Genomic DNA, 25,830 nt, shown 5'->3' on the forward strand with positions numbered 1-25,830 from the left:
AACATCGAAGCAAGACGCTGGCCTGTGCCCGTTTCGGGCGCCCGCAGCGCTGTCGAACTGATCAAGGGTCCGGTCCTTCAGATCATGCCGTCGCATTGGAAACAGAAGGTCCGGAATTTCTTCCTGGACCTCGATGCGCGTATCGACTCGACGCTGTTCTCGTCGGGCAAGGGCCTGCGCGAACTCTACGAGCGCTATTCCACCTTCATGGACCGCTTCTATGTCGGCCGCTGGAAGCGCTGGGTGTTCATCGAGCCGCTGTCGGAAGCCGCAACCATCGGGCTCGGCGGCATGATCCTGATGCTGACGCTCGCGATCCCCGCCTTCCGCGAGACCGCCGACGAGGACTGGCTGAAGAAGTCCGACCTCGCGGTGACCTTCCTCGACCGTTACGGCAACCCGATCGGCAGCCGCGGCATCAAGCATAATGACTCGATCCCGCTGGAAGACTTTCCGGACAATCTGATCAAGGCGACGCTCGCGACCGAAGATCGCCGCTTCTACGACCATTTCGGCATCGACGTTCCGGGCCTCGCCCGCGCGCTCGTCACCAACGCGCAGGCCGGCGGCGTCCGCCAGGGCGGTTCGTCGATCACCCAGCAGCTCGCCAAGAACCTGTTCCTGAACAATGAGCGCACCATCGAGCGCAAGGTGAAGGAAGCCTTCCTTGCGATCTGGCTGGAGACGCGGCTCACCAAGAACGAGATCCTGAAGCTCTATCTCGACCGCGCCTATATGGGCGGCGGCACCTTCGGCGTCGACGGCGCCGCGCATTTCTACTTCAACAAGTCGGTGCGCGACGTGAACCTCGCGGAAGCCGCGATGCTCGCCGGCCTGTTCAAGGCGCCGACCAAATACGCCCCGCATATCAACCTGCCCGCGGCGCGCGCCCGCGCCAATGTCGTGCTCGACAACCTCGTCGATGCCGGCTTCATGACCGAGGGCCAGGTGTTCGGCGCCCGCCGCAATCCGGCGGTCGCGGTCGACCGGCGCGACGAGAACTCGCCGAACTATTATCTCGACTACGCCTTCGACGAGATGCGCAAGCTGGTCGACACGTTCCCGAAATCCTACACCGAGCGCGTCTTCGTGGTCCGCACCGCGATCGACATGAACGTGCAGAAGGCGGCCGAGGAAGCGATCGAGAACCAGCTCCGCCAGTTCGGGCGTGACTATCACGCGACGCAGGCCGCGACCGTGGTGTCCGATCTCGACGGCGGCATCCGCGCCATGGTCGGCGGCCGCGATTACGGTGCCAGCCAGTTCAACCGCGCCACCGACGCCTACCGGCAGCCCGGCTCGTCGTTCAAGCCCTACGTCTACACCACGGCGCTGCTCAACGGCTTCACGCCGAACTCGAAGATCGTCGACGGCCCGGTCTGCATCGGCAACTGGTGCCCGCAGAACTATGGCCATTCCTATTCGGGTCAGGTCACGCTGACGCAGGCGATCACCCGCTCGATCAACGTGGTGCCGGTCAAGCTCTCGATCGCGCTCGGTGGCAAGGAAGGCCCGAAGGCCGGCCGCGCCAAGATCGTCGAGGTCGCACGCCGCTTCGGCCTTAAGGCACCGCTGCCCGATACGCCGTCGCTGCCGATCGGCTCCGACGAAGTCACGGTAATCGAGCACGCGGTGGCCTATGCGACCTTCCCGAACCGCGGCAAGGCGGTGACGCCGCATTCGGTGCTCGAGGTGCGTACCGGCGCCGGCGACCTCGTGTGGCGCTGGGACCGCGACGGTCCGAAGCCGCGGCAAGCCATCCCGCCGAACATCGCCGCCGACATGGCCGGCATGATGAGCCACGTGGTCAGCGAAGGCACCGCGCGCCGCGCCGCGCTCGACGGCATTCCGACCGCGGGCAAGACCGGCACCACCAACGCCTATCGCGACGCCTGGTTCGTCGGCTACACCGGCAACTTCACCTGCGCGGTCTGGTACGGCAATGACGATTATTCGCCGACCAACCGCATGACCGGCGGCTCGCTGCCGGCGCAGACCTGGCACGACATCATGGTCGCCGCGCATCAGGGCGTGGAAGTGAAGGAACTCGTCGGCGTCGGCATGGGACAGAAGCTGCCGCCGCAGCCGGCGCAGGCCAATGCCCAGGCCAACGCGGCGCCGCGCGTGCTGGAGACCAAGCCGGGTCCGCCGCCGGTTCTGACCAAGCGTGGTGCCGATATCCTGGTGCGGGTCGAGAAGCTGCTCGACGACGCCGCCAAGACGACCAACAAGACCACGCTGAACGAGCCCTCGAAAACCGGCAAGCCGGAGTCCTCGAGCGCGCTGGCGTTCCCCGAAAACTACGTTGCCGCGGCCGGGCCGGACGGCGCGACAGCCCCTGCGCCACGCAAGAACTGACGTGCGGCTCCTCCTCTCAACCCTGCTGGCCCTCGTCATCGCCACCGCCGTCGGCCTCGGCCTGACCTACGCGACGGCGACGCGCGGCACCGATCTCGGCACGCTGAAGATCGGCGCCTGGACCGCGCGACCGAAGAACGGCACCTCCGACGTCGACCCCTATTCGCGCGCCACGATCGCGCGCAGCGGCGAGCTGCCGATCGGCACCGGCGACGGCATCGCGTTTTCGGCAACCACCGACGACAAGAACAAGCCGCTCGACGGCCGCTGCGACATCGTGGTCAGCGGCGTGACGCCGGCGGCGCGGTTCTGGACGCTGACGCTGTTCGACCGCAAGGGCCACCTCGTCGCCAATTCGCTGCAGCGCTACGGCTTCACCAGCCAGGAGATCATGCGCGCCTCCGACGGCACGTTCGAGATCCACATCGCCTCGCGCTCGCGCGCCGGCAATTGGCTCCCGACCGGCGGCATCGAGCGCTACGCGCTGATGCTGCGCCTCTACGACACGCCGGTCGGGGTCGCGACCCGCACCCAGCGCGACGCGCCGATGCCCTCGATCGCAACGACGGGCTGCCCATGATCCGCGTGCTGTTCACCATCCTCGCAGGCGTGCTGCTCGGCGGCGTGGTGCATCTCGTCAGCGTGCTGGCGCTGCCGCGCATCGCCTCGCAGGACGCCTATTCGCGGCTCACGCCGATGACCAGGCTCAACGAGGTGACGCAGCTGCCGCTGGCCGACCCGAGCAACTCGCCGATGCCGCTGATGGATCCGGCCTTCGCGGTGGCGATCTGCCGCTACGATCTCTCCACCGGGCCGCTGAAGCTCACGGTGCCGGTGAGCCAGGCCTATACCTCGGTGTCGTTCTACACCCGCAACGAGGTCGCCTATTACGCGATCAACGACCGTTCCGCCGGCAAGAAGGTGATCGAGCTCGATCTGATGACGGAAGCGCAACACAACGAGCTGCCGGAGGATGAGGAAGTCACCGCCGCCGACCGGCTGATCATCGACTCGCCGACGACGACCGGCCTGATCCTGCTGAAGGCGCTGGCGCCGGAGCCCGGCCTGATGCCGCAGGCACAGGCCTCGCTCGCGGCCTCATCCTGCAAGGTGCAGGCCGAGCCGGTCGCGGCCAAGCAGGAAGCACCGCCGCCGCTACCGGCTCCCGCCCCGCCGCCGGCAGCACGCAAGCGCTAGCTCGCGGCGAACACGTGCCGGCCGCAACGGCAGGCCTCGTAATCGACCGGATCGTGGCTGTTGACGATCGTGACGCTGGCGCCATGCGCCGCCTTCAGCTGGCGCAGCCGCTCCTGGTTCTGGATGCGCGTCGCGCGATCCATGTCGGCGCGGCGCTGGAACATGCCGAGCACCAGCGGGATCCGCGGCCGGGCATCGAGCTGCGCATGGTGGAAATAGGCATCGCCGGCGTGCAGCAGCCATCTGTCCTTGCCGCGCACCGCGATCCCGCAATGGCCGAGCGTGTGGCCCGGCAGCGGGATCATCAGAACGTCCGGCTCGCGATCGCCCAGCGCGCGCACGCCCTTGAAGCCGAACCAGTCCTCGCCGCCTGCGCCGTAGAACGTCCAGTCCGGCCCGTGCTTCCACTGCGCCGTGATGTAGCGGCCTTCCGGCGGCGCGACCTGATGCGTCACCGCCATGTCATACTCCTTGCGATCGACATGCACCTTGGCCTTCGGAAAGTCCGGCACGCCGCCGGCATGGTCGCGATCGAGATGGGTCAGCAGCAGATGCCGCACATCGTCGGGCGAGAAGCCGAGTGCATTGACCTGGCGGACGGCCGTCTCGGCCGGATCGAGCCGCGGCGTCGTCTGCCGCACCCATTTGCGCCCCAGCCGCGGCGGGTCGCCGATGTCGTCGAGCCCGATGCCGGTATCGACCAGCACGAGGCCGTCATTGCTCTCAATGAGCAAGCAGTGACAGACCATCCGGGCGCGCTGGAAGATGCTGCCGCTGCCGTTCACGAGCCGCTTGCCGATCGGGCACATGGTGCCGGTGTTGAGATGGTGGATGCGCATGACAAATCCTCCGCTGAAGCCGGTGCAGACTTGCCAGTCGCGTTTCCATAGGTAAAATATTGTCTTTCTATCTATACGATAGGATATGCCTATGGATATCCGCGAACTCCGCTATTTCGCCGCGGTCTACCGCGAGCGCAACCTGACCGCCGCAGCGAAGCGCTGCTTCATCTCGCAGCCGTCGATCTCGGCGGCGATCACCAATCTCGAGGCCGAGCTCGGCACCACGCTGTTCATCCGGCACAAGAAGGGCATGGCACCGACGGAGTCCGCCGCGCAGTTTCACGGCGTCGCCCGCAGGATCATCGACGAGGCGGACGCGGCGCGAAATCTGTTTCGCAAGCCTGCGACAAAACAGCCGCTGACGCTCGGCCTGCTGCGGACGCTCGATCAGGCGCGGACGATCGCGCTGCTGAAGCCGCTGACGGCCGATGCCGATCTCGCGCTTCGGCTGGTCGGCGCCAATGAGAAAGCCGATGCGCGGATCGTCGCCAAGACCATGATCGGCGCCGGAGAGCGCTTCATCCCGCTCTGGAGCGAGCGCTACGTCGCGGCATTGCCGCCGTCGCATTCACTCACCCTCAAAGAGACGCTGCGGACCACCGACTTCGCGGGCGTTCCGATGATCGATCGCTGCCATTGCGAGCAGCAGGAATTCTTCAAGCGCACGTCGCCGCCGCGCAAGCCGGTGGCGATCGCGGAATCGGAGGAATGGGCAATGGCCCTGGTCGCGGCCGGGGTTGGCGTTGCGATCGTTCCCGAAGGCGTGGCGCGCGGCAATCCGGACGTGGCGGTGCGCCCGATCGATGTCGACGTCACGCGCCAGGTCGGCCTCGCCTATCCCTCGGCCCACCCGCCATCGAATGCGCTGAAGGAGTTCATTGCGAGCCTGCCGCGACAGGAGAGCAGTCGCCGCGTCAGACCCACAACGAGGAAGATGAAGCGGACCTAGCCCTTCGTCACCACGGCATGGCCCGTGACCGGCCCAGAGACCAGCGGTGCATTGGCGGTGAGCCGGGCGAGCTCGTTGATCTGGCGTTCGGCGTCGGCGGCCATGCCGTCGGGCGCCTGAATCACCAGCCGCTCCAGCGCCCAGCGATAGGACGAGATCCGCCGCTCCAGGCTCTGCTGCACCCATTGCACGATCAGCGTGTTCTCTTCCATCCGCGCCACCGCGTCGGCCTTCTCGCGCGGCGACACGTCAGCGATCATGTTGAGGCTGGCACTGCGCTTGCGATCCAGCTCGATCACCTGGATCGCGGTGGCGAAGAACGGCTCGAAGCGCGTGATGTCGTCGCGGACCTGGTCGATCAGCAGCGAATAACGCGAGGCGAACGAGCGATGTGGCTCGTCGATCAGATTGCGGCCATACGCCGTGCGATCGAACACGACCTTCTGCCGCCACGGCGAAGGCAGTGGCTGGTAGTCGCCGTACACGCTCTTCCACGCCGGTCGCGACAGCGGCGGCTCGATGAACTGATAGGCGAGATCGCGCAGCTGACGTTCGTGTTCGGTGAGCTGGAATTGCGAGGCGTTCTTGCCGACGCTTCCGGTCGCCTCGGCACCCATCCAGCGATGCATGTCATCGTTGCGGAAATCGGCGCGGGTGCGGCCGAAATCGCCGCCGCTGCAGCCCGCGAGCGCCGAGCCCGCGAGCAGCAGGATCAGCGCCGGGAGTGACCGCCGAGCGGCGGTCCGCTGCGCAAGTTCCGGCATGGGATCAGGAGCGGCGTCGGCGACGACGGCCCTGCGCAGTGCCCTGCTCCGGTCCGCGCCCTCCGCCGGTCTCCTCCGTCGTTCGCTCGATCCGGACGACGGGAAGGATCAGCACGGTCCCCATGCCTTCGCCGGCAGCACCGACCATGCTCGGCCGCCGCGCAGCCGCATCCGCCGGAAACTCAACGATGGTGCCCATGTTCCGTTCTCTCTGGCCCCGCACGGACATGATTTGCCCCGCGCTCGCCGAGTTAAGAACGCGCATGGTTAACGACATCTTAAACTGCCGATACGGACGGTTACGGATGTGGCGCTGTGCCTTAATAGACACGCGCAAATTCGAGCGTTCGCCTTCACGGCTTGTTTTCCTTAACTGCGTCTTAAAACAGCCTGCGTAGGCTCGCTGCCACAAGGTTTTCAAACCGAGTCTTATTGGCAAGTCGCGTACGCCCGAGATGAGCGCAGCTCCGCTATTTCCTGGTTTCGATGGGCTGATGACGCTCTCCCGCCGCGAGGGAGTCGACATCCGCCCCACTTTGCTGCGTGTCCTGACCGACCTGTATGTGCAGGCGAGCGCGCACTCCGCCGACGAAGAGCGCCAGTTCGTCGAGTTGACGTCGCGCCTGATCGACGAGGTCGACGACGCGACCCGCGCCGCCGTCCGCGCGCGGCTTGCGATCTATCCGGCAACGCCCGCCAGGATCATGGACAAGCTCGGACTGCGTCGCACCGGTCCGGAGCAGCCGACGTCGACGGCCGCGCCAATTCCTGCGCCCGCACCGTCCGCGCTGCCCGCCAGGATCCCCACCGAAGCAGAGCTGCGGATGGCCGCGAGCCTTGCGATGCGGCCGAACGACGCCGCCGAAATCTCCGACATGTTCTTTGCCGCCAGCGCCAAGGAGCGCGCGCAGATCCTGCACAATCTGCAGGAGACGCCGCTGAAGGCCGCGGCACGGATTCCGGCGGCGCGCGCCGCGCGCGCGATCCATATCCTGGAGATGGCGGCGTTTGCCGAGGACCTCGATAATTTCACGCTCGAACTCGGCGAGGCACTGATCCTGCCGTCGCGGATCGCGGCGGATGTCGTCAACGATCCCGGCGGCGAGCCGCTCGCCTGCGCGATGCGGGCGCTTGACGTCTCGAGCGCCGCGTTCCAGCGGATCCTGATGTTCCTCAATCCGGAAGCCGGCTCCTCGGTCAACTATGTCTATCGGCTGTCGCGGCTCTACGATCGCCTCAGCGAGCGTTCGGCGCTGGTGATGCTGGCGGCGTGGCGCGGCTCGACCATGGCGGTGGCGCGCGCCAAGTACCGCTCGTCGCTCTATGATGACGAGCGCCATCGCGTCCGCGCGACGCCGTCTCAGACACGCCCCGTAGCGCAGCCCGGCAGCGCGCCCGCTATCCGCAACCAAAAGTCTGGAAGCTAGGCCTTCGCCAGATCGAGAAAGTGCCGCCCGGCGCGATCTTCGGTCTCGACGATCCAGGCATCGGGATCGAATCGGAGCTCCTTGATCAATCGCTCCTCGACCGAAGGTTCGGACACCGGCTGCTGCGCCGTCGGCACGAACAGCCGCTCGGCCGGACGGCTGTCGTCATAGAACGTCTGCGGCGCCGGCGCATACAGCATCGCGTTGCCGTCCATCAGCGCCACCTTGACGAACACGGCGCCGGCCTCCTCCGCGCCCTTCTTGCGGATCGCGCCGAACACGCCTTCGGTTTGGCAGCGGCGCAGATACGCCGCGACCCATATGCTGGTTTTCAATCGCATGCGCCGACCTATAGGCCAGCGCCGCGGCCACGTCCAATTGTCACAGATGACATCACGCACCGGCGGGTTGACCGAAACAAGCGTCGCTCATATCCTTGCATCTGCGGTGCAAGCCGCGCCCGGGTCCACGGGAAGGGTTGAACCCACTTGCACCTGATACGCGGCCAACCAAGCCTTTGTGCAGCCGGTTTTGTGGACCATCGGCGATGATGCACGGAGGTTTTCATGAACCGATCGCCCGCGCGATTGAATCTCGAACATCTGAAGAAGCAGGCCAAGGAGCTCCTTCGCCTTTACCGGCGACAGGCGCCGGAGGCTTACGCCCGTTTCCGGCAGGCGCTTCCGGCTGCGGAAGGGCGCAGCGACGCCCAGATCGCCGCACTTGATCTGCGGCTCCACGATGCGCAGTCCTGCTTGGCGCGCGATCTCGGCTTCGCCTCGTGGCCGGAACTCCGCCGCTATGTCGAAGCCCTATTGCCATCAGGCAAGAGCCGGGACGATCGGGTGCGGCGATGGCTGCAGCTCGTCTACGCCGCAGACGTCGGCGGCACCACCGATCGCGCCCATCCGCGCGTCGCGGTGCGGATACTCACCGAGGATCCCGATCTTGTGGCCGATGATCCCTATCTCGCCTGCGCCATCGGTGACGAAGCGACGATACGGCGCACTGCAGCCGGTGATCCCGCTTGGGTCAACCGTCCCGGCGGTCCCCTGAAACTGCCGCCGCTGGTTGCGGTGACGCATTCCAGCCTGCTGCAGATTCCGGAATTTCAGGCGCGGCTGCATCGCTGCGCGCGCCTGCTGCTGCAGGCCGGCGCCGATCCCGACCAGCACATCAGCAGCCGTTGGCCGCCCGGATCGGTCGATGCCGCCGATGACAGCAATCCGCTGTCGGCCCTGTACGGCGCTGCCGGGCGCAATCACGATCTCGCGCTGACTCGGCTGTTGCTCGAGGCCGGCGCCAATCCGAACGACAATGAATCGCTGTACCACTCGCTCGAAGGCTCCGTGACGACAGGTGCCCTGCTCGAGCACGGCGCGCGGATCGCGGGCACCAACGCGATGTACAAGGTGCTCGACGACGAGAACGTGCCAGCGCTCGAATTGTTGCTGCGGCACGGCGGCGACCCGAACGAGCCGGCCCGCAACGCGCCGTTGACGGATTGTGGATCGCCGCTGATGTGGGCGATCCGCCGGCGGCGCTCGCGGACATGCATCGCGGCCTTGCTCGACGCCGGCGCAGATCCACGCATCACGACACCGGACGGTCTCAGCGCTTACCGCTACGCTTTGCAGTTCGGACTGACCGAGGTCGCCGAACTGCTGCGGCAACGCACCGGCGACGAGACACTTGCCGATGATGAGCGGTTCGTCGCGGCGTGCAGCAGCGGCAACGAGCGCGAGGCGCGGCGGATCCAGGCCAGCCGGTCCGATCTTCCAGGCTCGCTTTCAGCTCAGCAGCTGCGACTGCTTCCCGAGCTCGCCGCGGCAGGCGGCGACGATGCGGTGCGGCTGATGGTCAAGCTGGGCTGGCCCATCGCGGTGCGCGGCGGCGATTGGGATGCATCCGCGCTCAATCATGCGGTATTCCGCGGCAATGCCGGGCTGACACGGTTCCTGCTCGAGCACGGCGCGGAGTGGACCGAGCAGCACGGCTTCGGCGACAACGCGTCCGGAACCTTGTCCTGGGCGTCCTGCAATGAACCGGTCAGTGGCGGCGATTGGGCGGGCTGCGCGCAGGCCCTGCTCGATCACGGCATGCCGCGCGCCGTTCCGGATCGCGACGATCCGGAATGGGTGCTGCTGGCCGGCCGCAGGAAGCTGTTCTCCGACGAGGTCAGGGACGTTCTGCTGGGCGACGCAATCTGACGACACGTCAGCGCGTCGACGAACGACGTGCATGGCCGAGCAAGACCCGGCCATGGCAAGGACAGCATAGCCTAGTCGATCGAATGCCCGATCATCGTGCTGAGCTCGCGCACCAGGCGATCGGACATCTGGCCGGTCACCGGCAGCTTGCGCGCGCGCTCGAACTTCGCGATCGCGTGCTGGGTATCGGCGCCGATCGTGCCGGTCGGCTTGAGCTGACCGTAGCCATATTCGGTCAGCGTCCGCTGGACCGCTGCGATGCGCTTGCCGGCCGGGCTCAGATGCTGTGTCGGGATCGGCGCCGGCGGACGAATGACGCCGGACGGCACGGCGGCCGGGGACGGCGCCGCAGCAGGCGGCGCGACGGTCGACTTCAGCACTAGGTTGGCCATCGGATCGACCGGCTTGGACTCGACCTTAGGTTCGGCCGGCTTGGCTTCAACGGACCTGGACTCGGCGGGCTTGGTCTCCACCGGCTTCACGTCAACCGGCCTTGATGGTTCCACGGCAGCGGGCTCGATCGATCGGGCGGCGGCCTCGGCCGGACGCGGGCGCGGAATCGGACTGGTGGTGGCGGCAACCGGAGCCGGCGGCGGCAGCGTCACGACCGAGCCGCCGAACATCGGCGACGGATGACGGCCAGCCTGCAGGAACAATGCGTTGATCAGGATCGCAACAATGGCGGACAATGCCAGCACGCCCGCAACCAGATCCTTCGGACTATGCAGCAGCAGGCGCAGGACGAGGCCACGTTCCTCCTCGGCCGCGATGGCTACCGCCTTGGCGCCGCGGCGACGGCGCGGCGTTTCGTCGTCATCCAAAGTCTGTCTAGGCACTCTTCTTCACCTGTTGGGTTTGTTCTTGCAATCCGGACCGCAACGCGGGCGTTAGGGTCGAGACATTGCTGGACGGCTCGACCGCGGCCGGCGGAGTGAACGACAGCGGCAGCGCGACCGACACGATGGTGCCCTCGCCCACCTTGCTCTCCACATTCATCTCGCCATGGTGCAGTCCAACCAGCCCCTTGACGATGGAGAGGCCGAGGCCGGTGCCTTCGTGGCGGCGCTGATAGGTCTTGCCGGCCTGGAAGAACGGATCGCCGATCCGCTTGAGGTCGTCGGCGGCGATGCCGACGCCGGTGTCGGAGACCCGCAGCAACAGCCGCGATCCCTCGACGCCGGCCGATACGGTCACCTTGCCGCCGCGCTCGGTGAACTTGATGGCATTGGAAACCAGATTGAGGACGATCTGCTTGAACGCGCGCGAATCGCCGTTCACGATCGGCAGGTCGTCGGGTACCCGGGTGACGAGGTCGACACCGCTCTCGCGCGCCTTCAGCGCCACCAGATTGCAGCAATTGAGCAGCGCCGGCCGCGGCGCAAACGGCTCCGGCGAAATCTCGAAATTGCCGGACTCCATCTTCGACATGTCGAGGATGCCGTTGACGACGGACAGCAGATGCTGGCCGGAGTCGTTGATGAGCTGCGCGTATTCCTTGCGGCGGGCCGCGTCGAGGCCGAGCACATCTTCCTGCGCGATCATCTCGGAGAAGCCGATGATGGCGTTGAGCGGGGTCCGCAACTCGTGGCTCATGGTGGCCAGGAAGCGCGTCTTCGATGCATCGGCCTGCTCGGCCGCATGGCGCGCCTGTTCGAGCGCGTGCTCCTGCACCTTGCGATCGGTCACGTCGCGGATCACGGCGACCACCTCGGCATCGGCGGCGGCCTGCTCGAGCGCCCGGCAGCGCATCTCGACCCAGATGAATTCGGCGGCCGTCTCGCCACGCGCGCCGTCGCGGCGCACCCGGAACTCGACGCTGCGGGACTCGCCGCGCGCGGCGTCCGACAGCGCGGTGAGATAGGCCGGACGATCGGCGACATGAACGCGGTCGAACAGCCCGTGGCCGGACAGCCGCGATGCCGGCACGCCGAGCATGATCTCGACCGCGGGCGAAATGAAGCGCACCGCGCCGTTGCGGCTGTGCCGCGACAGCACGTCGCTCATGTTATGGGCGAGCAGCCGGTAGCGCTCTTCCTCGACATAAAGCAGCGCCACACTGGTGCGCGCCAGCGACTCCGCGCCGAAGGCAAGCCCAGCCGCATAGAAGATCGCCGACACGACGCCGAAGCCGACCAGCGTGCTGTTCGACGCAACCGCGGGATCGACCACCGGAAGAACGTGGTAATGGCCAAGCACGCTGAGCAGCGCGGCGCAGATCATCGCCAGCGCGAACGCAAACGCCACCACGCGCCGCGACGCCGACAGCGCCGCCTCGATCGGAATCACGACGAGCCAAACCGCCGCGAACGACGCGATGCCGCCGGTCGACGCCGCGATCATCATCACGAGACCGGCGAGCGCCAGCGACGACAGCACATGCGCGCCTTCATAGCGGCCGGTGCGCGATAGGAACCAGGACAGCAGGATCGGCGCGATCAGCCAGGCGAAGGCCGCGACCTCGATCGCGGTCGGCGCCCCGCGCATCGCCAGAAAGGCCGGGAACGATGCCAGCGCCGCCAGACTGCCGAGCAGCCGCGGCGCCATGAAGGCACGGTGGCGCGCACGCGTCAGCGCATCATATTGCGCCGACGGATGCAGCAGCGCATCCAGACAATCGCGGATCAGACTCAAACTACTCACAGCACTCGCGCCTCGGCTTAATCGTCAGACAGACGCGCCGGAACGCCTCCTTTGTGATTGCAGGCCAACGTGTCAGAGCGAACTTAAGCGAACGCTAAGGCCGGGCGGCCCGCTGCCAAACACCGTGCATTGGCGAGGCTTCGACGCTGTCATTCACCGGTCATTTGTCGGGGATGGTGAACGGCTGGTTTCCGGGTGCGACTAACTATGGTTTCGAAATGGTGGACGCGGCGCATCTTGCGTATCCGGCACTCGTCAGCCGCCATCAATCGAAAATTTACGGCGAATCGATTCAGGCGAATTTTCCGCGATTTTTTCGGCGGATTTACTTCAATGCAGATACTTCCGATTTATCGACCGATGCTAACCGTGAGGGCAATAGCGGCATCGACCGCGCAAGAAGCAAAAGACAAGATAGACGACCGGGATCGCGCCATGTTCTTCCTGCTGCGTTTGGCATTCTGGCTCGGGCTTGTGCTCGTGCTGCTGCCGAGAGACAAAACACCTGAAGCGGACAAGACGCCGCAGATCAGCGCATCGGACGCGGTGTCGGCCGCGACGGCGACGATCAACGACATGGGTCAGTTCTGCAAGCGTCAGCCTTCCGCCTGCGAGGTCGGCGGCCAGGCCGCGACCGCGATCGGCCAGCGCGCGACCGATGGTGCGCGCAAGCTCTACCAGATCATCACCGACAAGAAGCCGCCCGACCACACCGGCTCGATCGGCAAGGATGATACCGACCCGGGCGCGTCCCGCGACACGCTGACGGCGGACGATCAGACGATTGAATTCCGCCTGCCGCCGATGCCGTAAGCGCCAATCGAGTGCTTTCGCGGGAGACGGATGCCGGCTCGCGTGAAGAAAACGCGTCAAAACAACCGGGAACCGGTTCCATTTTCGTCGCTTTCGCGGCCCGCCTTCCTATATAAGCCGTTGAGAATAGGACGCGGGCCACGATGACGACGATCGACGAAATCAGGGACAATTTTGCGCTGCTGGACGAGTGGGACGACCGTTACCGCTATGTCATCGAGCTCGGCCGCACGCTGGAGCCGTTGTCGGAGGCGGAGCACTCGGCCGAGAACAAGGTGCAGGGTTGCGTCAGCCAGGTCTGGCTGTCGAAGCGGATCGATCGCGATGCCAATGGCGAACCGCGGCTGAACTATGTCGGCGACAGCGACGCCCACATCGTGCGCGGCCTGGTCGCGATCGTGCTGACGCTGTTTTCCGGGCACACGCCGCAGGAAATCCTCGCCACCGACGCGCTCGCGCTGTTCGACGAGTTCGGCTTCCGCGACCATCTGACGCCGCAGCGCTCCAACGGCCTCCGCTCGATGGTCGATCGCATCCGCAACGACGCGCGCGAGGCGCTGGCGTCCGCCGCGTAAAATCCCTACTTCCGCTTCCGCGCCTGCTGGCCAAGTCCCATCTTCTTGGCGAGTTGTGATCGGGCCACGGCATAGTTCGGCGCCACCATCGGATAGTCTGCCGGCAGGCCCCATTTGTCGCGATATTGCTCCGGCGTCATGTTGTACTGCGTGCGCAGATGGCGCTTGAGCGACTTGAAGCGCTTGCCGTCTTCGAGACACACCAGATATTCCGGCGTGATCGACTTCTTCATCGACACCGCCGGCTTGGCCGGCTCGCTCGGCGTGTCGGCACGCCCGCTCGACACCCGCAGCAGCGCCGCATGGACCTGGCTGATCAGGCTCGGAATGTCCGAGGCCGGCGTCGGATTGTTGCTGAGATAGGCCGAAACGATGTTTGCGGTCAGCTCGACCGGCGTTTTGCCTGACGTATCGGACATGGCTCAATCTTCCCCGTGCTCTCGACGGCCCGGCGCCCACCGGACAGTATCCACGTGCAGCAATACATTAATGGAATCGCGTACTACTTTGCGAATATGAGCGGATTACAGCAAATCTGACAAGAACGGCCGTATTTTTCCGGCCTCGAACCGGCCGCTCGCAAGTATTGACGCCGACCTTAGGGCCGCTGCTCCAGGTGCGACCTGAGCTCGTCGATCGAGGCAAACCGCATCATGCCCTCCGGCATCTGCGCCTCGATCGATCCGTCCGAATAGAGCGAATAGGCCATGCCGTCCACGACGCCCGATTTGAGCACAGTCACCGGCGGCTGCTCCTGGGGCGGCGGCGGGTGGCCTGATGACGGCGCCGCGCCGGCTGACCGGGTCTCGCCGAAGGTCGACGGCCGGGGCGTGCGCCGTGGGGCAACATCGACCGACCTCGGCCGCTCAGCCTTCGGCCAGGCATCGTCGAACGTTGCCGGCGCGGGCTCGGCCGCCGCGGCCGGATCAGGACGCAGCTCCGGCGACAGCAGATCCGGCGTCAGCGGCTCGGCCGTACGGCTCTGGGCCCGCTCGCGTTCCTTCCGCGACGACGAAAACAACAGGTTGCGCCGCTTGGGCGTGGCTTCGCCCTCCGGGGGCGCGCCACCCGGCACGGGCGGCGGCGCCTCGCCTGGCGCGCCACGCGGGGGGATTTCGTCGTGCCAGGGCGGCGGGGCCGTTGACGCGGACGGCGGGCCCGGCGGTGGAGGCGCGGCAACCTTTGGCTCACGCGGCGGGAAAACAGGATCCTCGGGGGTATTGCGCGGGGAAGTTGCAGACGCTGACGGAACCTCGGCCCGGGCGCCTGCGGCAACGGGATCGAGCCGCCTGGCGATGACCTGGAGTTCCCGGAGGATGGCGGCGAGCGCCAGCACGATCGCGCCGGTGCAGACGCCGGTCACGCCGGTCGTGATCAACGCGCCGCCGACGCTGAATTCCTTATAGGGGATTCCCAAGCCGATCGCCGCCAAGCCCGCCACAACCAGGCCCACGCCGACGACCAACAGACCAACCATCATCGAACTAACCCCCGGGAGACCCGACCGAAAATCGGCGCAGGCCACCAACGCCACGATACCGTCATATTGCCCACACCGCCAACCGCCAATTGTAGACGGAGTTCCCTAAAATCCCGCTTAACCGCGCCCGATGCGCTTCTTGATCGCGGCTGCAACCACGCGCAGGCCCCGTCTCCCGTAGATTTACTGGCTACGAATTGCTGCCAATATATTGCAATGCATCTGGGAAATTACGCCACAATTACCAATTACTCGGAAACGGAACTGCGCTATGGATGCCGGGGAATGAGGCCCTAAAGCGCCAAACTGGGCCACAGGCACGCCGGTATCACTAGCTATGTCATCGATTACGACGTCTGCCCTCGAGGCGCCTGCACGGCGCTCGGTGGAGAAGACCTGCGACGATCTCGCATTCCTCGTCCTCGGCGTGGTCGCCGTGGTCGCCGGCCTCACATTCCGCGACTACGGTCTGGGCTGGGACGACTACACCCACGCTGAATACGCCGACCTCCTGCTGCGCATGTACGGGTCCGGGTTCAAGGACACCGGCGCGCTCTCGTTCGCCAATCTCTATATGTACGGCGGCGGCTTCGATATGGCCGCAGCCCTGCTGCACAAGGTCATCCCGCTCGAATTGTTCGAGACGCGCCGCCTGCTCGGCGCGATCGTCGGCGTGATCGGGCTTGCCATAACCTGGCGCCTGGCGCGCCGCGTCGGTGGCCCGCTGGCAGGACTGGCGGCCCTGCTGCTGCTCGCGCTGTGCCCGACCTTCTACGGTCACATGTTCATGAATCCGAAGGATGCACCGTTCGCCGTGGCGATGGTGGTCCTGATCATGGGCCTCGTCCGCCTGATCGAGGAATATCCGGCGCCCTCGCCGCGCACGATCCTGATCGTCGGCCTCGGGGCCGGCCTGTCGATCGGCTGCCGCGTCCTTGGCGGCCTCGCCCTGATCTACGCCGTGGTGGGCTTCATCCCGCTCTGGATCGAGGAATTCCGCAAGCAGGGCCCGCGCGAGGCGACCCATCGCTTTGCCCATGCCATCTATGTGCTGCTGCCGGGGCTCGTGCTGGGCTATCTCGTGATGGGCCTGATCTGGCCGTGGTCGATCATGGAGCCCGGGCATCCGCTGGAAGCGGTGACCTATTTCTCGCACTTCTTCGAGAAGCCATGGAAGGAAATGTTCGACGGCGCGCTGGTCTCGGTGCCGGACATGCCGTGGTCCTATTTGCCGACGCTGTTCGCGCTGCAGCTTCCCGAGGTGCTGCTGGTGCTGCTGAGCGCGGCCGTCATCACCACCTTCATGTCGCTGTCGCGTACCGATGTGGCGGCGAAGCGCAAGTCGGTCATGCTGATGCTGACGCTGGCGGCAACGCTGCCGCTGGTGATCGCAATGGTGAAGCGGCCGGCGCTCTACAACGGCATTCGCCACTTCATCTTCGTGATCCCGCCGATGGCGGTGCTTGGCGGCGTCGCCTTCGCCCGCGGCATGGACTGGCTCGGCGAGAACCGCCGCGCCTGGCAGCCTGCGGCGCTCGCCGTGTTCGCGTTCGGCCTGCTGCTGCCGCTCAGCGAAATGATCCGCCTGCATCCGTATCAGTATACGCACTTCAACCACATCGCCGGCACGGTGCGAACCGCCGACAATTTCTTCATGCTCGACTATTGGGGCCTGGCGCTGAAGCAGGCATCCGACGGGCTGCGCGAGCAGCTGGCGGAGCGGCAGGAAGTGCCGCCGCAGCACCGCAAATGGAAGGTCGCCGTCTGCGGACCGCAGCGCCCCGCGCAGGTCGCGCTCGGGCCCGACTTCACGATCGGCTGGGACAGCCATGCCGCCGACTTCGCGATGACGCTCGGCGAGTTCTACTGCAAGGGCCTGGCCGCCCCTGTGATGGTCGAGATCAAGCGCGACGACGTCGTGTTCGCCCGCGTCTATGATATCCGCGGCCGCAGCATCTCGAGCCTGCTGGCGATCCCGGCGCCGTAACGCAAAGCACGTCTGTTGCGCTTCTGCCCACTTCTGAAGCATGATCTTCCAGATCGTGGGCGAGCCGTCGTACGCTGACATGACTGTCACGCCGTTACGCTGCCTTGCCGCGATCCGGCGCCGACGCTAGGTTCGACCCAGGAAACAGCCATCAACGGAGCAATCGGCCATGTCGCCAGCGGAAGCGCGCCTGAAGGAAGTCCCGTCGGATATCAGCGCGGCGGAATGGGAGCAGCGGATCAATCTCGCCGCCTGCTACCGGCTTGTGGCACTCTATGGTTGGGACGATCTGGTCGATACCCACATCTCCGCCCGGGTGCCCGGACCCGAGCATCACTTCCTGATCAACCCCTACGGGCTGATGTTCGACGAGATCACCGCCTCGAGCCTGGTCAAGGTCGACCTCGACGGCAACCAGCTCTCGAAGAGCGACTACAGCATCAACCCGGCCGGCTTCACCATCCATTCGGCGATCCACGAGGTGCGCGACGACGCCGGCTGCGTGCTCCATCTGCACACGGTCGACGGCACCGCAGTGTCGAGCGGCCCTGATGGGTTGCTGCCGCTGAACCAGACCGCGCAGCTCGTCACCCACGACCTCGCCTATCACGACTATGAAGGCATCGCGCTCGACCACGACGAGCGCCCGCGCCTGCAGCGCGATCTCGGCACCAAGAACCACATGCTGCTGCGCAATCACGGCACGCTGACTGTCGGCCGCTCGGTCGCCTCCGCCTTCGAGCGGATGTACCATCTGGAGCGCGCCTGCTCGATGCAGGTGGCGACCCGCGCGCTCGGCGGAAACGCCTATCCGGTCGACCAGCACGCGATCGACAAGAACACCGAGCTGCTGTCGAACCCCGATCGCGCCGAGCTGCGCTCGACCCAGCTGGTCTGGCCGCCGCTGCTGCGCAAGCTCGACCGCGTCAATCCCGGCTACCGTGATTGAAATTTCACAATCTTCGGGTAAGCTAGCCGCCAACACCCTCTACACGACATGAATCAAAACGCCGCCCAATTCCGGGCGGCGTTTTCGCGTTCGGCCCGTCGCACTACTTGGTGTCGGCGAACGCCGCCAGGATCCGCGCCCAAGAGCGGATGCCCTTGTGGTAGCTCTTGAGGTCGTACTTCTCGTTCGGCGAATGGATGTTGTCGTCGTCGAGCCCGAAGCCGACCAGCACGCTGTCGAGGCCGAGCGTGCGCTTGAAGTCGGCGACGATCGGGATCGAGGCGCCGGAGCCGACCAGCAGCGCCTCCTTGCCCCATTCGTCGGTCAGCGCGCGGCGGGCGGCCGCCAGCGGCTTCATGTTCCAGTCGAGCGCGATCGCCGGCGCGGAGGAATGATCGATGAATTCGGCCTTGCAATCCGCCGGCACGCGCGCCTTCACATAATCGCGGAACGCCTGGCGGATCTTCTCGGGGTCCTGTCCCTCGACCAGCCGGAATGAGACCTTCGCCGACGCCTCCGCCGGGATCACCGTCTTCGAGCCTTCGCCGGTATAGCCGCCGACAATGCCGTTGATGTCGCAGGTCGGCCGCGAGGAGACCTGCTCGATCAGGAGCCGATCCTTCTCGCCGGCCGGCACCGACAGGCCGATCGGCTTGAGGAAGCTGTCTGCCGTCAGATTGAGCTGCTTCCACTGCGCCAGGATGTCCGGCGGCAGATCCTTCACGCCGTCATAGAAGCCGGGGATGGTGATGTGGCCGTTCTCGTCATGCAGGCCGCCGAGGATCCGCGTCAGCACGCGGATCGGATTCTGCGCGCCGCCGCCGAACACGCCGGAATGCAGATCGCGATTGGCGGCCTTGATCTTGACCTCATCATAGACCAGGCCGCGCAGCGACGTCGTGATCGCCGGCGTGTTCGGATCCCACATGCCGGTGTCGCAGACCAGCGCGAAGTCCGCCTTGAGCTCGGCCTTGTTCGCTTCCAGGAATGGCACGAAATTCTTCGAGCCGATCTCCTCCTCACCCTCGATAATGATGGTGATGTCGATCGGCAGCGATCCCGTCACATTCTTCCAGGCGCGGCACGCCTCGACGAAGGTCATCAACTGTCCCTTGTCGTCCTCGGCGCCGCGCGCGACGATGATCTTGCGCCCGTCGGCATGGTCGGTCACCACGGGCTCGAACGGCGGACGGTGCCAGAGATTCAGGGGATCGACCGGCTGCACGTCATAGTGGCCGTAGAACAGCACGTGCGGGCGGCCGTCGGTCGCACCGTTCAGCTTGCCGACCACGGCCGGATGGCCGGCGGTCGGCCGCACCTCGGTCTTGAAGCCGAGGGTTGCGATATCCTTGGCGAGGTGATCGGCAGCCGCCTTGCAGTCATTGGCGAAGGCCGGATCGGCCGAGATCGATTTGATCCGCAGCAGCGTGAACAGCCGCTCGAGACTGTTGTCGAAATCGGCGTCGATGCGGTCGAGGACGGGCTGCAGCTTGGCGTTGGACATCGCTTATATCCCATTGGTTGGACATTGCGCCAAGTTGTAGCGCGCCGGCCGCCGGAGGCAAAGCTTCCCCACTTTCCTTGCCGGAAGACTTGCGGATGTGCCAGACCAGGCCCGCGATCAGCACAAAGGCCGCAACAAGATTATTGCCATAGGCCTGCAGCGCGGTCGGATACCACGGCAACGAGAGCCCGAGCAGGGCACAAACGACCGCAACCACGACCCAGGTTCCGGTCCGAACCTTTGGCCGCGGATGATAAACGGCACGATGCATCAAGACCGTGATCGGGAAGAACAACCACACGAAGTAGTATTCGCGTGCCAATGGCGAAGCCACCGTCATCAGACAGAACAGGATGCCGATCTCCTCCGCGTCCGACTTTTCGGTCCGCAACCAGGCCGGCGGCATGACCCAGATGTAGCCAAGCCCGATCAGGATGCTCACCGCGACGATGACCCAGTTCGCCGTCGCGAAGTCGAGATCGACGAGGTTCATGTAACGCGGCGGCTTGCTCGGATCGTCCTGATTGTAGTTCAGCGGCCGCAGCAGCCGATGCGATACTGCGATGATCGACTGGTTTACTGACGACCAGTTCTGCTCGGCCCGCTGGCCAAACCCCTCGGCCGAACTCGCCCCAACCATGCCGTGGTACCAGGTCTTCAATTCAGCAGCGTTGTGCTGAAAGCCACGGAATGGCGCCGGCAGGACGAACAGGAAGAAGACCAGAAATGCAGTCATGCCGGCGATCGCGCCCCAGCGCCTGCGCCAGACGAGATAGGGCAATACCGCAATCGGGAACACCTTGATTGCGGCCGCCAGGGCAAACATGCCGCCCGCAAGCCACGACCGCCCGCTCCGCAACAGCCAGAAGCCATAGAGCATCATCGCAAGCAGGATCAGATTCGGCTGCCCAAGGTCGAAGATATCGATGACGAAGGTCACCATGAGGCAGCCCGGCAGCGCCTCAAGCCAGGGCCCCGGCTCGCGACCCGATCCCGCCATCGCGTGCGAGAACTGCGCAACCATCCACCACGCGGCGGCGTTGAGCAGGGAAAGGCACAAGTAAAGCGGGATCTTGCCGAAGAACGCCGGAATCGCGAGGAACACCGCCGGTAACGGCGGGTAGATGAACTCGAAATAGCCGGAGGCATCGGCGGGATAGAGGCTGTGACCATGCAGCACTTGCTGTCCGGCCCAGAACCACAATGGATAATCCTTCGTCTTGCCGTGTCCCCAAATCTCCGGGACCAGAACGTCTGCTGTCAGCCCGATGCAGCAGACCAAAAACAACAGATGAAACGGCGCCTTCAGCGAAGGATATCTCAGCAAATGTTCGTTCCAATCAGATGACGACAATGCTGGGATGATAGCTCTAATATTATCTGCGCAGCAATCCTCCGAGCGCGCCGCGCACGAGAGCGCGGCCAATCGATCCCCCGACCGATCCTCCCACCGACTTGCCGAGATCGGCCGCCACGCCGCCGATCACCTTGTCGGTGACGGAGCGCGTGACGTTGCGCGCGATCACCTGCCCGGTCGACATGCGGCCGCGCTTGACGTTGGTGCCGAAGATCGTGGCGGCAATGGCTCCGAGCTGGCCGAGGATGCCGCCGCCTTCGCCGGGCGCACCGTCGGCCGGCGTCGCCGTGCCGGCGAGACGCTTCTGGATGATCTCGTAGGCGGATTCGGCGTCGATCGCGGTGTCGTATTTGCCCTTCACCGGGCTCGCATCCATGATCGCCTTGCGCTCTTCCGGCGTGATCGGCCCGATCCGCGCCGACGGCGGGCGCACCATGACGCGCTCGACCATCGCCGGCGTGCCGCCGCCCTCGAGGAACGAGACCAGCGCCTCGCCCTTGGCGAGCTCCATGATCACCCGCGCAGTATCGAGCTTCGGATTGGGCCGGAAGGTCTGCGCGGCCGCGGCAACCGCCTTCTGGTCGCGCGGCGTGAAGGCGCGCAGCGCGTGCTGCACGCGGTTGCCGAGCTGCGCCAGCACCTTGTCCGGTACGTCGATCGGATTCTGCGTGACGAAATAGACACCGACGCCCTTGGAGCGGATCAGCCGCACCACCTGTTCGATTTTGTCCATGAGCGCCTTCGGCGCATCGGTGAACAACAGATGCGCTTCGTCGAAGAAGAATACCAGCTTCGGCTTCGGCAGGTCGCCGGCCTCCGGCAATTCCTCGAACAATTCCGAGAGCATCCAGAGCAGGAACGTGGCGTAAAGCCGCGGGCTCTGCATCAGCTTGTCGGCGACGAGGATATTAACCATGCCGCGGCCGTCGCGGTCGGTCCGCATGAAATCCTTCAGCGTCAGCGCGGGCTCGCCGAAGAACTTCGCGCCGCCCTGGTTCTCGAGCACCAGCAGCTGGCGCTGGATCGTTCCGACCGTCGCCTTGGACACGTTGCCGTAGCTCTGCGCGGCCTTGCGGATCGACGCCAACGGATCTTCGCCGTCGTCGGCGCCCTTCTTGCTGCCGTCGGGGGCGATCGCATCCAGCAGGGCGCGCAGATCCTTCATGTCGATCAGCGCGAGGCCGTTCTCGTCGGCGACGCGGAAGGCAACGTTGAGCACGCCCTCCTGCACGTCGTTCAGATCGAGCATCCGCGACAGCAACAGCGGTCCCATCTCGGTGACGGTGGCGCGCACCGGATGGCCCTGCTCGCCAAACACGTCCCAGAACACGGTCGAGAATTGATCGGGCTGGAAGGTCAAGCCCATCTCCTGGGCGCGCTTCACAATGAAGTCCTTGGCCTCGCCGACCTCGGAGATACCGGAGAGATCGCCCTTGATGTCGGCGGCGAAAACCGGAACGCCGGCGCGCGCAAATCCTTCAGCCATCACTTGAAGCGAGACGGTCTTGCCGGTTCCGGTTGCACCGGTGACGAGGCCATGCCGGTTGGCCAGCGCCAGCGTCAGCCAGGCTGTCTCCTCACCCTTGCCGATAAAAATCTTTTCGTCGGTATCGGCCAATTTATTGTCCGAGGTCGCCATCGCTTCGCCTCTTCGCGCAGATTTAGATCGTTTCGATCATCTCACCCGGTTCGATACGTCGAACCCGGTTCGAAACCTCGAACCCGGTTCGATACCGAACCAGCGCCATCATATTGCATCTTGCCGGTCGATTGAAACCATCAGCGCAAGCTGGCGTATATTGTCGCGCCAGTGGTTCCTCATATTTTATTCCCGGCGAAGTGACGAAAGGCATTGCGCATTGCGACAAGATGGTGTGAATCCGCCGCTCACTCTTGCAGCGAGGCCACAGTCACGACGCGATCGAAAAAGAAAACGAACTGAAATGCGCGGATCGCTTGTATTTCGTGACACAGGCGCTCAAGATAAATCTTCAAGAACGACCCGGCAAAGTCCGGTTGAGGCGGGGCAAGATGGACGAATTGGTTGGACAGCTGGCCGCGAAGGCCGGCATCGATGGCACTGTCGCTGAGAAAACCATCGGCATCGTTCTGGGTTTCCTCCGTAACGAGGGACCTTCCGACAAAGTTCAGGCTCTGATCGACCAAATCCCCGGCGCCGAAGCGGCAATTGCCGCCTCCAACAACAGCGGTGGCCTATCGCGGTTGATGGGCGGCGGCCTGATGGCTGTCGGCACCCGGCTGATGGCGCTTGGCCTGAGCATGGGTGAAATTCAGAACGTCGCGCGTGAACTTTTCAGGTTCGGCCGCGACAAAATCGGAGCGGATCAAATGGGCGAGATCATCTCGGGGACGCCGGGCCTCAGCCAGTTTGCCTGAAGCACTTTCCATCGGCCCTGCGCGCGCTCCCTTCTACCTGTTACCTGCATACGAGTATCATGACATACCCCCTCTCCGAGATCGAAGGCCTGTCCGCCTATTGCGCCACCAAACTGAAATCGCAGGGTATCCGCACGACCGACGCGCTGCTTGAAGCCGCCCGCACCGTCAAGGGACGCAAGGCGCTCGCCGCCAAGACCGGGATCAGCGAACAGCAATTGCTCGAATGGGCCAACATCTCCGACTACATGCGGATTCCCGGCATGGGCAAGGCGAAGGTCGGGCTGGTCCGCGCCGCCGGCGTCACCACCGTGCGCGAGCTCGCGCAGCGCAACCCGTCGCGGCTGGCGCAGAGCATGAAGGACGCCAATGTGCGGCGTAAGCTCGTCCGCGTGATGCCGTCAGAGAAATCGGTCGAGTTGCTGATCGAACAGGCACGCAAGCTGCCGCTCAAAATCACCTATTAGCATCACTATTAGGCAGCCTTAACCGCACCCGCGGCCGCCGGCGCCGCGCATCGCGGCGACACCTTGACTTGCCGCTGCGGTCAGCGCAAAGCCACCGCATGATGGCAACCAGGCCCATAGCACCGGCGGTGACCGGCCCGGCCGTATCGGCGGTGCTGCCGGCACTGCTGTCGAGGCCCTATCCAGCGGTGATGGGTATCCTGAACGTGACGCCGGACTCGTTCTCCGACGGCGGCCAGTTCATCGCGCCCGAACAGGCGCTGGCGCAGGCCCGCAGGCTGATCACTGAAGGCGCCGACATCATCGACATCGGCGCGGAATCCACCCGCCCCTACGGCTCGCAGCCGGTCATCGCCGAGGCCGAAATGGCGCGGCTGAAGCCGGTGCTGGCCGAGGTGGTCGCGCTCGGCGTGCCGGTCTCGATCGACAGCATGAAGTCGGAGGTCGTGGCCTGGGCGCTCGACCAGGGTGCTGCGATCGCCAATGATGTCTGGGGCCTGCAGCGCGATGCCGGCATGGCGCCGCTCGTCGCCGCGCGCGGCGTGCCCGTGATCATCATGCACAATCGCGAGCAGGCCGATCCGGCGATCGACATCATGCAGGACATCACGGCCTTCTTTGAACGCTCGCTCGAGATCGCGGCGCGCGCCGGCATTGCGCCCGACCGGATCGTGCTCGATCCCGGCATCGGCTTCGGCAAGACCCCGGAGCAGAGCATGATCGCGCTGGCGCGGCTTGCCGAGCTCAACGCGTTCCGCCTGCCGGTGCTGGTCGGCGCCTCACGCAAGCGCTTCATCAGCACGATCGTGGCCTCGGAGCCGCAACAGCGGATCGGCGGCTCGATCGCGGCGCATCTGATCGCCGCGCGGAATGGCGCCCGCATCATCCGTGCACACGACGTCGCGGAAACCGTTCAGGCGCTGCGGGTGGCCGCGGCAATCGAGGGACAGCAATGACCGACACGATCTTCATCACCGGGATCGTCATCCATGCCCGCCATGGCGTGATGGAACATGAGACCGAAGTCGGGCAGCGGTTCGTCATCGACCTCGAGCTCTATACCGACCTCTCGGAATCCTCGCGCACCGACCGCCTCTCCGACACGGTGTCCTATTCCAACGTGGTGGCGACCGCGACATCGGCATTCAAGAACACCAATTACAAGCTGCTGGAGCGCGCCGCCGGCGCGGTGGCCGATGACATCCTGACCACCTTCCCGCGCGTCAGGGCAGTCAAGGTCACCGTGCACAAGCCGCATGCGCCGATCGCCGCGATCTTCGACGATGTCGGCGTGGTGCTGACCCGCTCGCGGCATCCGCCGTCACAGAGTTGAACGCCCAAGGTTGAACGCTGATGGCTGACGTCCTGATCGCACTCGGCGGCAATGTCGGCGACGTCCGCACGACGTTTCGCAAGGCGATCGCCAATATCTGCGGCATGACGCAGGCCGCGCTCGTGGCGCGCTCGTCGGACTACTCGACGCCGCCCTGGGGCGAAGCGCAGCAGGACAGCTTCATCAATGCCTGCATCGAGATCGACACCAGCCTCGATCCGCACGCGCTGCTGTTCACGCTGCACAAGATCGAAAGCAAATTCGGCCGCGACCGCAGGAACGAGCAGCGCTGGGGACCGCGCACCCTCGACCTCGACCTGATCGCCTATGACGACATCACACTCGACAAGCCGGAACTGACGCTGCCGCACCCGCGTTTGTTCGAGCGCGCCTTCGTACTGGTGCCGCTGGCCGAGATCGTTCCCGACCGCGTCATCGCCGGGCGCCGCGTCGCGGATGCGCTGGCTGGGGTCTCGACGAACGGTATTTTCCGTCTAGCGGACCTTGATTAAAAGCCGCGCGACCGCAAACAACCGTTTGGCTTGGCCGCCCGCCCGTGGCAATTTCCGGCCAAATCACGG

At 65.3% G+C, this 25,830-nt stretch carries 26 protein-coding genes; 15 read left to right on the plus strand and 11 right to left on the minus strand.

The window, feature by feature from the left end; all coding sequences use genetic code 11:
• Positions 1-84: 84 nt before the first annotated feature.
• The 3 genes from AC066Y_RS22590 to AC066Y_RS22600 are packed head-to-tail and all read left to right on the plus strand — an operon-like array spanning position 85 to position 3,555.
• Entirely contained in the window at positions 85-2,358 is a 2,274-nt protein-coding gene (locus AC066Y_RS22590) for a transglycosylase domain-containing protein (protein WP_478275896.1), read from the plus strand.
• Between the two features lies 1 nt (position 2,359).
• Complete coding sequence (locus AC066Y_RS22595) at positions 2,360-2,938, plus strand: DUF1214 domain-containing protein (protein ID WP_176532518.1); 579 nt, start codon at positions 2,360-2,362, stop codon at positions 2,936-2,938.
• Positions 2,935-3,555: a DUF1254 domain-containing protein gene (locus AC066Y_RS22600; protein WP_478275794.1), complete on the plus strand. Its 621-nt coding sequence runs from the start codon at positions 2,935-2,937 to the stop codon at positions 3,553-3,555. The genes AC066Y_RS22595 and AC066Y_RS22600 overlap by 4 nt, the downstream gene beginning before the upstream one ends.
• On the opposite strand, the gene AC066Y_RS22605 is transcribed toward AC066Y_RS22600, so the two are convergent.
• Entirely contained in the window at positions 3,552-4,394 is an 843-nt protein-coding gene (locus tag AC066Y_RS22605) for an MBL fold metallo-hydrolase (RefSeq protein ID WP_478275795.1), read from the minus strand. The two genes, AC066Y_RS22600 and AC066Y_RS22605, sit on opposite strands and share 4 nt — an antisense overlap.
• Positions 4,395-4,485: 91 nt before the next feature.
• Here AC066Y_RS22605 and AC066Y_RS22610 point away from each other — a divergent pair, with 91 nt between their 5' ends.
• Positions 4,486-5,346 (plus strand): LysR family transcriptional regulator, encoded by an 861-nt coding sequence (locus AC066Y_RS22610; protein WP_478275796.1) that lies wholly within the window; start codon positions 4,486-4,488, stop codon positions 5,344-5,346.
• Here AC066Y_RS22610 and AC066Y_RS22615 read toward each other — a convergent pair.
• Positions 5,343-6,110 carry a hypothetical protein gene (locus tag AC066Y_RS22615; protein ID WP_478275797.1) on the minus strand — a complete coding sequence of 256 codons (768 nt, stop codon included), beginning with the start codon at positions 6,108-6,110 and terminating at the stop codon, positions 5,343-5,345. The two genes, AC066Y_RS22610 and AC066Y_RS22615, sit on opposite strands and share 4 nt — an antisense overlap.
• Positions 6,111-6,114: 4 nt before the next feature.
• Positions 6,115-6,309 carry a hypothetical protein gene (locus AC066Y_RS22620; protein ID WP_298367447.1) on the minus strand — a complete coding sequence of 65 codons (195 nt, stop codon included), beginning with the start codon at positions 6,307-6,309 and terminating at the stop codon, positions 6,115-6,117.
• A 295-nt stretch (positions 6,310-6,604) separates the two neighbouring features.
• Here AC066Y_RS22620 and AC066Y_RS22625 point away from each other — a divergent pair, with 295 nt between their 5' ends.
• Positions 6,605-7,537, plus strand: a complete 933-nt coding sequence (locus AC066Y_RS22625) for a DUF2336 domain-containing protein (protein WP_478275798.1) — start codon at positions 6,605-6,607, stop codon at positions 7,535-7,537.
• On the opposite strand, the gene AC066Y_RS22630 is transcribed toward AC066Y_RS22625, so the two are convergent.
• Positions 7,534-7,878 (minus strand): DUF1491 family protein, encoded by a 345-nt coding sequence (locus AC066Y_RS22630; protein WP_478275799.1) that lies wholly within the window; start codon positions 7,876-7,878, stop codon positions 7,534-7,536. The two genes, AC066Y_RS22625 and AC066Y_RS22630, sit on opposite strands and share 4 nt — an antisense overlap.
• 225 nt (positions 7,879-8,103) lie before the next feature.
• Between AC066Y_RS22630 and AC066Y_RS22635 the strand changes: the two genes are divergently transcribed.
• Complete coding sequence (locus tag AC066Y_RS22635) at positions 8,104-9,747, plus strand: ankyrin repeat domain-containing protein (protein ID WP_478275800.1); 1,644 nt, start codon at positions 8,104-8,106, stop codon at positions 9,745-9,747.
• Positions 9,748-9,818: 71 nt separating this feature from the next.
• Here AC066Y_RS22635 and AC066Y_RS22640 read toward each other — a convergent pair whose 3' ends face one another.
• Together AC066Y_RS22640 and AC066Y_RS22645 are read right to left on the minus strand one after the other, a co-directional pair.
• Entirely contained in the window at positions 9,819-10,583 is a 765-nt protein-coding gene (locus AC066Y_RS22640) for a peptidoglycan-binding domain-containing protein (RefSeq protein WP_478275801.1), read from the minus strand.
• Positions 10,576-12,387: a PAS domain-containing sensor histidine kinase gene (locus AC066Y_RS22645; protein WP_478275802.1), complete on the minus strand. Its 1,812-nt coding sequence runs from the start codon at positions 12,385-12,387 to the stop codon at positions 10,576-10,578. The genes AC066Y_RS22640 and AC066Y_RS22645 overlap by 8 nt, the downstream gene beginning before the upstream one ends.
• Positions 12,388-12,822: 435 nt before the next feature.
• Here AC066Y_RS22645 and AC066Y_RS22650 point away from each other — a divergent pair, with 435 nt between their 5' ends.
• Together AC066Y_RS22650 and AC066Y_RS22655 are read left to right on the plus strand one after the other, a co-directional pair.
• Entirely contained in the window at positions 12,823-13,200 is a 378-nt protein-coding gene (locus AC066Y_RS22650) for a DUF5330 domain-containing protein (RefSeq protein ID WP_456660815.1), read from the plus strand.
• Positions 13,201-13,343: 143 nt separating this feature from the next.
• On the plus strand, positions 13,344-13,775 hold the full coding sequence (locus AC066Y_RS22655; protein WP_478275803.1) for a SufE family protein: 432 nt from the start codon (positions 13,344-13,346) through the stop codon (positions 13,773-13,775).
• A gap of 5 nt (positions 13,776-13,780) precedes the next feature.
• Here AC066Y_RS22655 and AC066Y_RS22660 read toward each other — a convergent pair whose 3' ends face one another.
• On the minus strand, positions 13,781-14,194 hold the full coding sequence (locus AC066Y_RS22660; protein WP_092125178.1) for a Ros/MucR family transcriptional regulator: 414 nt from the start codon (positions 14,192-14,194) through the stop codon (positions 13,781-13,783).
• Between the two features lie 179 nt (positions 14,195-14,373).
• Entirely contained in the window at positions 14,374-15,255 is an 882-nt protein-coding gene (locus AC066Y_RS22665; RefSeq protein WP_478275804.1) for a DUF308 domain-containing protein, read from the minus strand.
• Positions 15,256-15,592: 337 nt separating this feature from the next.
• Between AC066Y_RS22665 and AC066Y_RS22670 the strand changes: the two genes are divergently transcribed.
• Both AC066Y_RS22670 and AC066Y_RS22675 read left to right on the plus strand, forming a co-directional pair.
• Positions 15,593-17,242, plus strand: coding sequence for a glycosyltransferase family 39 protein (locus AC066Y_RS22670; protein ID WP_478275805.1), 1,650 nt, complete (start codon positions 15,593-15,595; stop codon positions 17,240-17,242).
• Positions 17,243-17,411: 169 nt separating this feature from the next.
• Positions 17,412-18,191, plus strand: a complete 780-nt coding sequence (locus AC066Y_RS22675) for a class II aldolase/adducin family protein (protein WP_478275806.1) — start codon at positions 17,412-17,414, stop codon at positions 18,189-18,191.
• A gap of 103 nt (positions 18,192-18,294) precedes the next feature.
• On the opposite strand, the gene AC066Y_RS22680 is transcribed toward AC066Y_RS22675, so the two are convergent.
• Genes AC066Y_RS22680 through AC066Y_RS22690 form a run of 3 tightly spaced genes read right to left on the minus strand, consistent with a single transcriptional unit; the run spans position 18,295 to position 22,691 of the window.
• Positions 18,295-19,680: a M20/M25/M40 family metallo-hydrolase gene (locus AC066Y_RS22680; RefSeq protein WP_478275897.1), complete on the minus strand. Its 1,386-nt coding sequence runs from the start codon at positions 19,678-19,680 to the stop codon at positions 18,295-18,297.
• Positions 19,571-21,049, minus strand: a complete 1,479-nt coding sequence (locus tag AC066Y_RS22685) for a glycosyltransferase family 87 protein (RefSeq protein ID WP_478275898.1) — start codon at positions 21,047-21,049, stop codon at positions 19,571-19,573. The genes AC066Y_RS22680 and AC066Y_RS22685 overlap by 110 nt, the downstream gene beginning before the upstream one ends.
• Positions 21,050-21,071: 22 nt before the next feature.
• Positions 21,072-22,691: a helicase HerA-like domain-containing protein gene (locus tag AC066Y_RS22690; protein ID WP_478275807.1), complete on the minus strand. Its 1,620-nt coding sequence runs from the start codon at positions 22,689-22,691 to the stop codon at positions 21,072-21,074.
• Positions 22,692-23,083: 392 nt separating this feature from the next.
• Here AC066Y_RS22690 and AC066Y_RS22695 point away from each other — a divergent pair, with 392 nt between their 5' ends.
• From AC066Y_RS22695 to folK, 5 genes are all read left to right on the plus strand, one after another.
• Positions 23,084-23,449 carry a DUF2267 domain-containing protein gene (locus AC066Y_RS22695; protein WP_478275808.1) on the plus strand — a complete coding sequence of 122 codons (366 nt, stop codon included), beginning with the start codon at positions 23,084-23,086 and terminating at the stop codon, positions 23,447-23,449.
• Between the two features lie 59 nt (positions 23,450-23,508).
• Complete coding sequence (locus AC066Y_RS22700) at positions 23,509-23,916, plus strand: DUF4332 domain-containing protein (protein WP_092125172.1); 408 nt, start codon at positions 23,509-23,511, stop codon at positions 23,914-23,916.
• 98 nt (positions 23,917-24,014) lie between these two features.
• Positions 24,015-24,872 (plus strand): dihydropteroate synthase, encoded by an 858-nt coding sequence (folP, locus tag AC066Y_RS22705; RefSeq protein ID WP_478275809.1) that lies wholly within the window; start codon positions 24,015-24,017, stop codon positions 24,870-24,872.
• Complete coding sequence (gene folB, locus AC066Y_RS22710; protein WP_092125171.1) at positions 24,869-25,249, plus strand: dihydroneopterin aldolase; 381 nt, start codon at positions 24,869-24,871, stop codon at positions 25,247-25,249. The genes folP and folB overlap by 4 nt, the downstream gene beginning before the upstream one ends.
• A gap of 20 nt (positions 25,250-25,269) precedes the next feature.
• Positions 25,270-25,761: a 2-amino-4-hydroxy-6-hydroxymethyldihydropteridine diphosphokinase gene (gene folK / locus AC066Y_RS22715; RefSeq protein WP_478275810.1), complete on the plus strand. Its 492-nt coding sequence runs from the start codon at positions 25,270-25,272 to the stop codon at positions 25,759-25,761.
• The last annotated feature ends 69 nt before the right edge of the window (positions 25,762-25,830 follow it).

This window comes from Bradyrhizobium sp. USDA3010 (assembly GCF_056429065.1).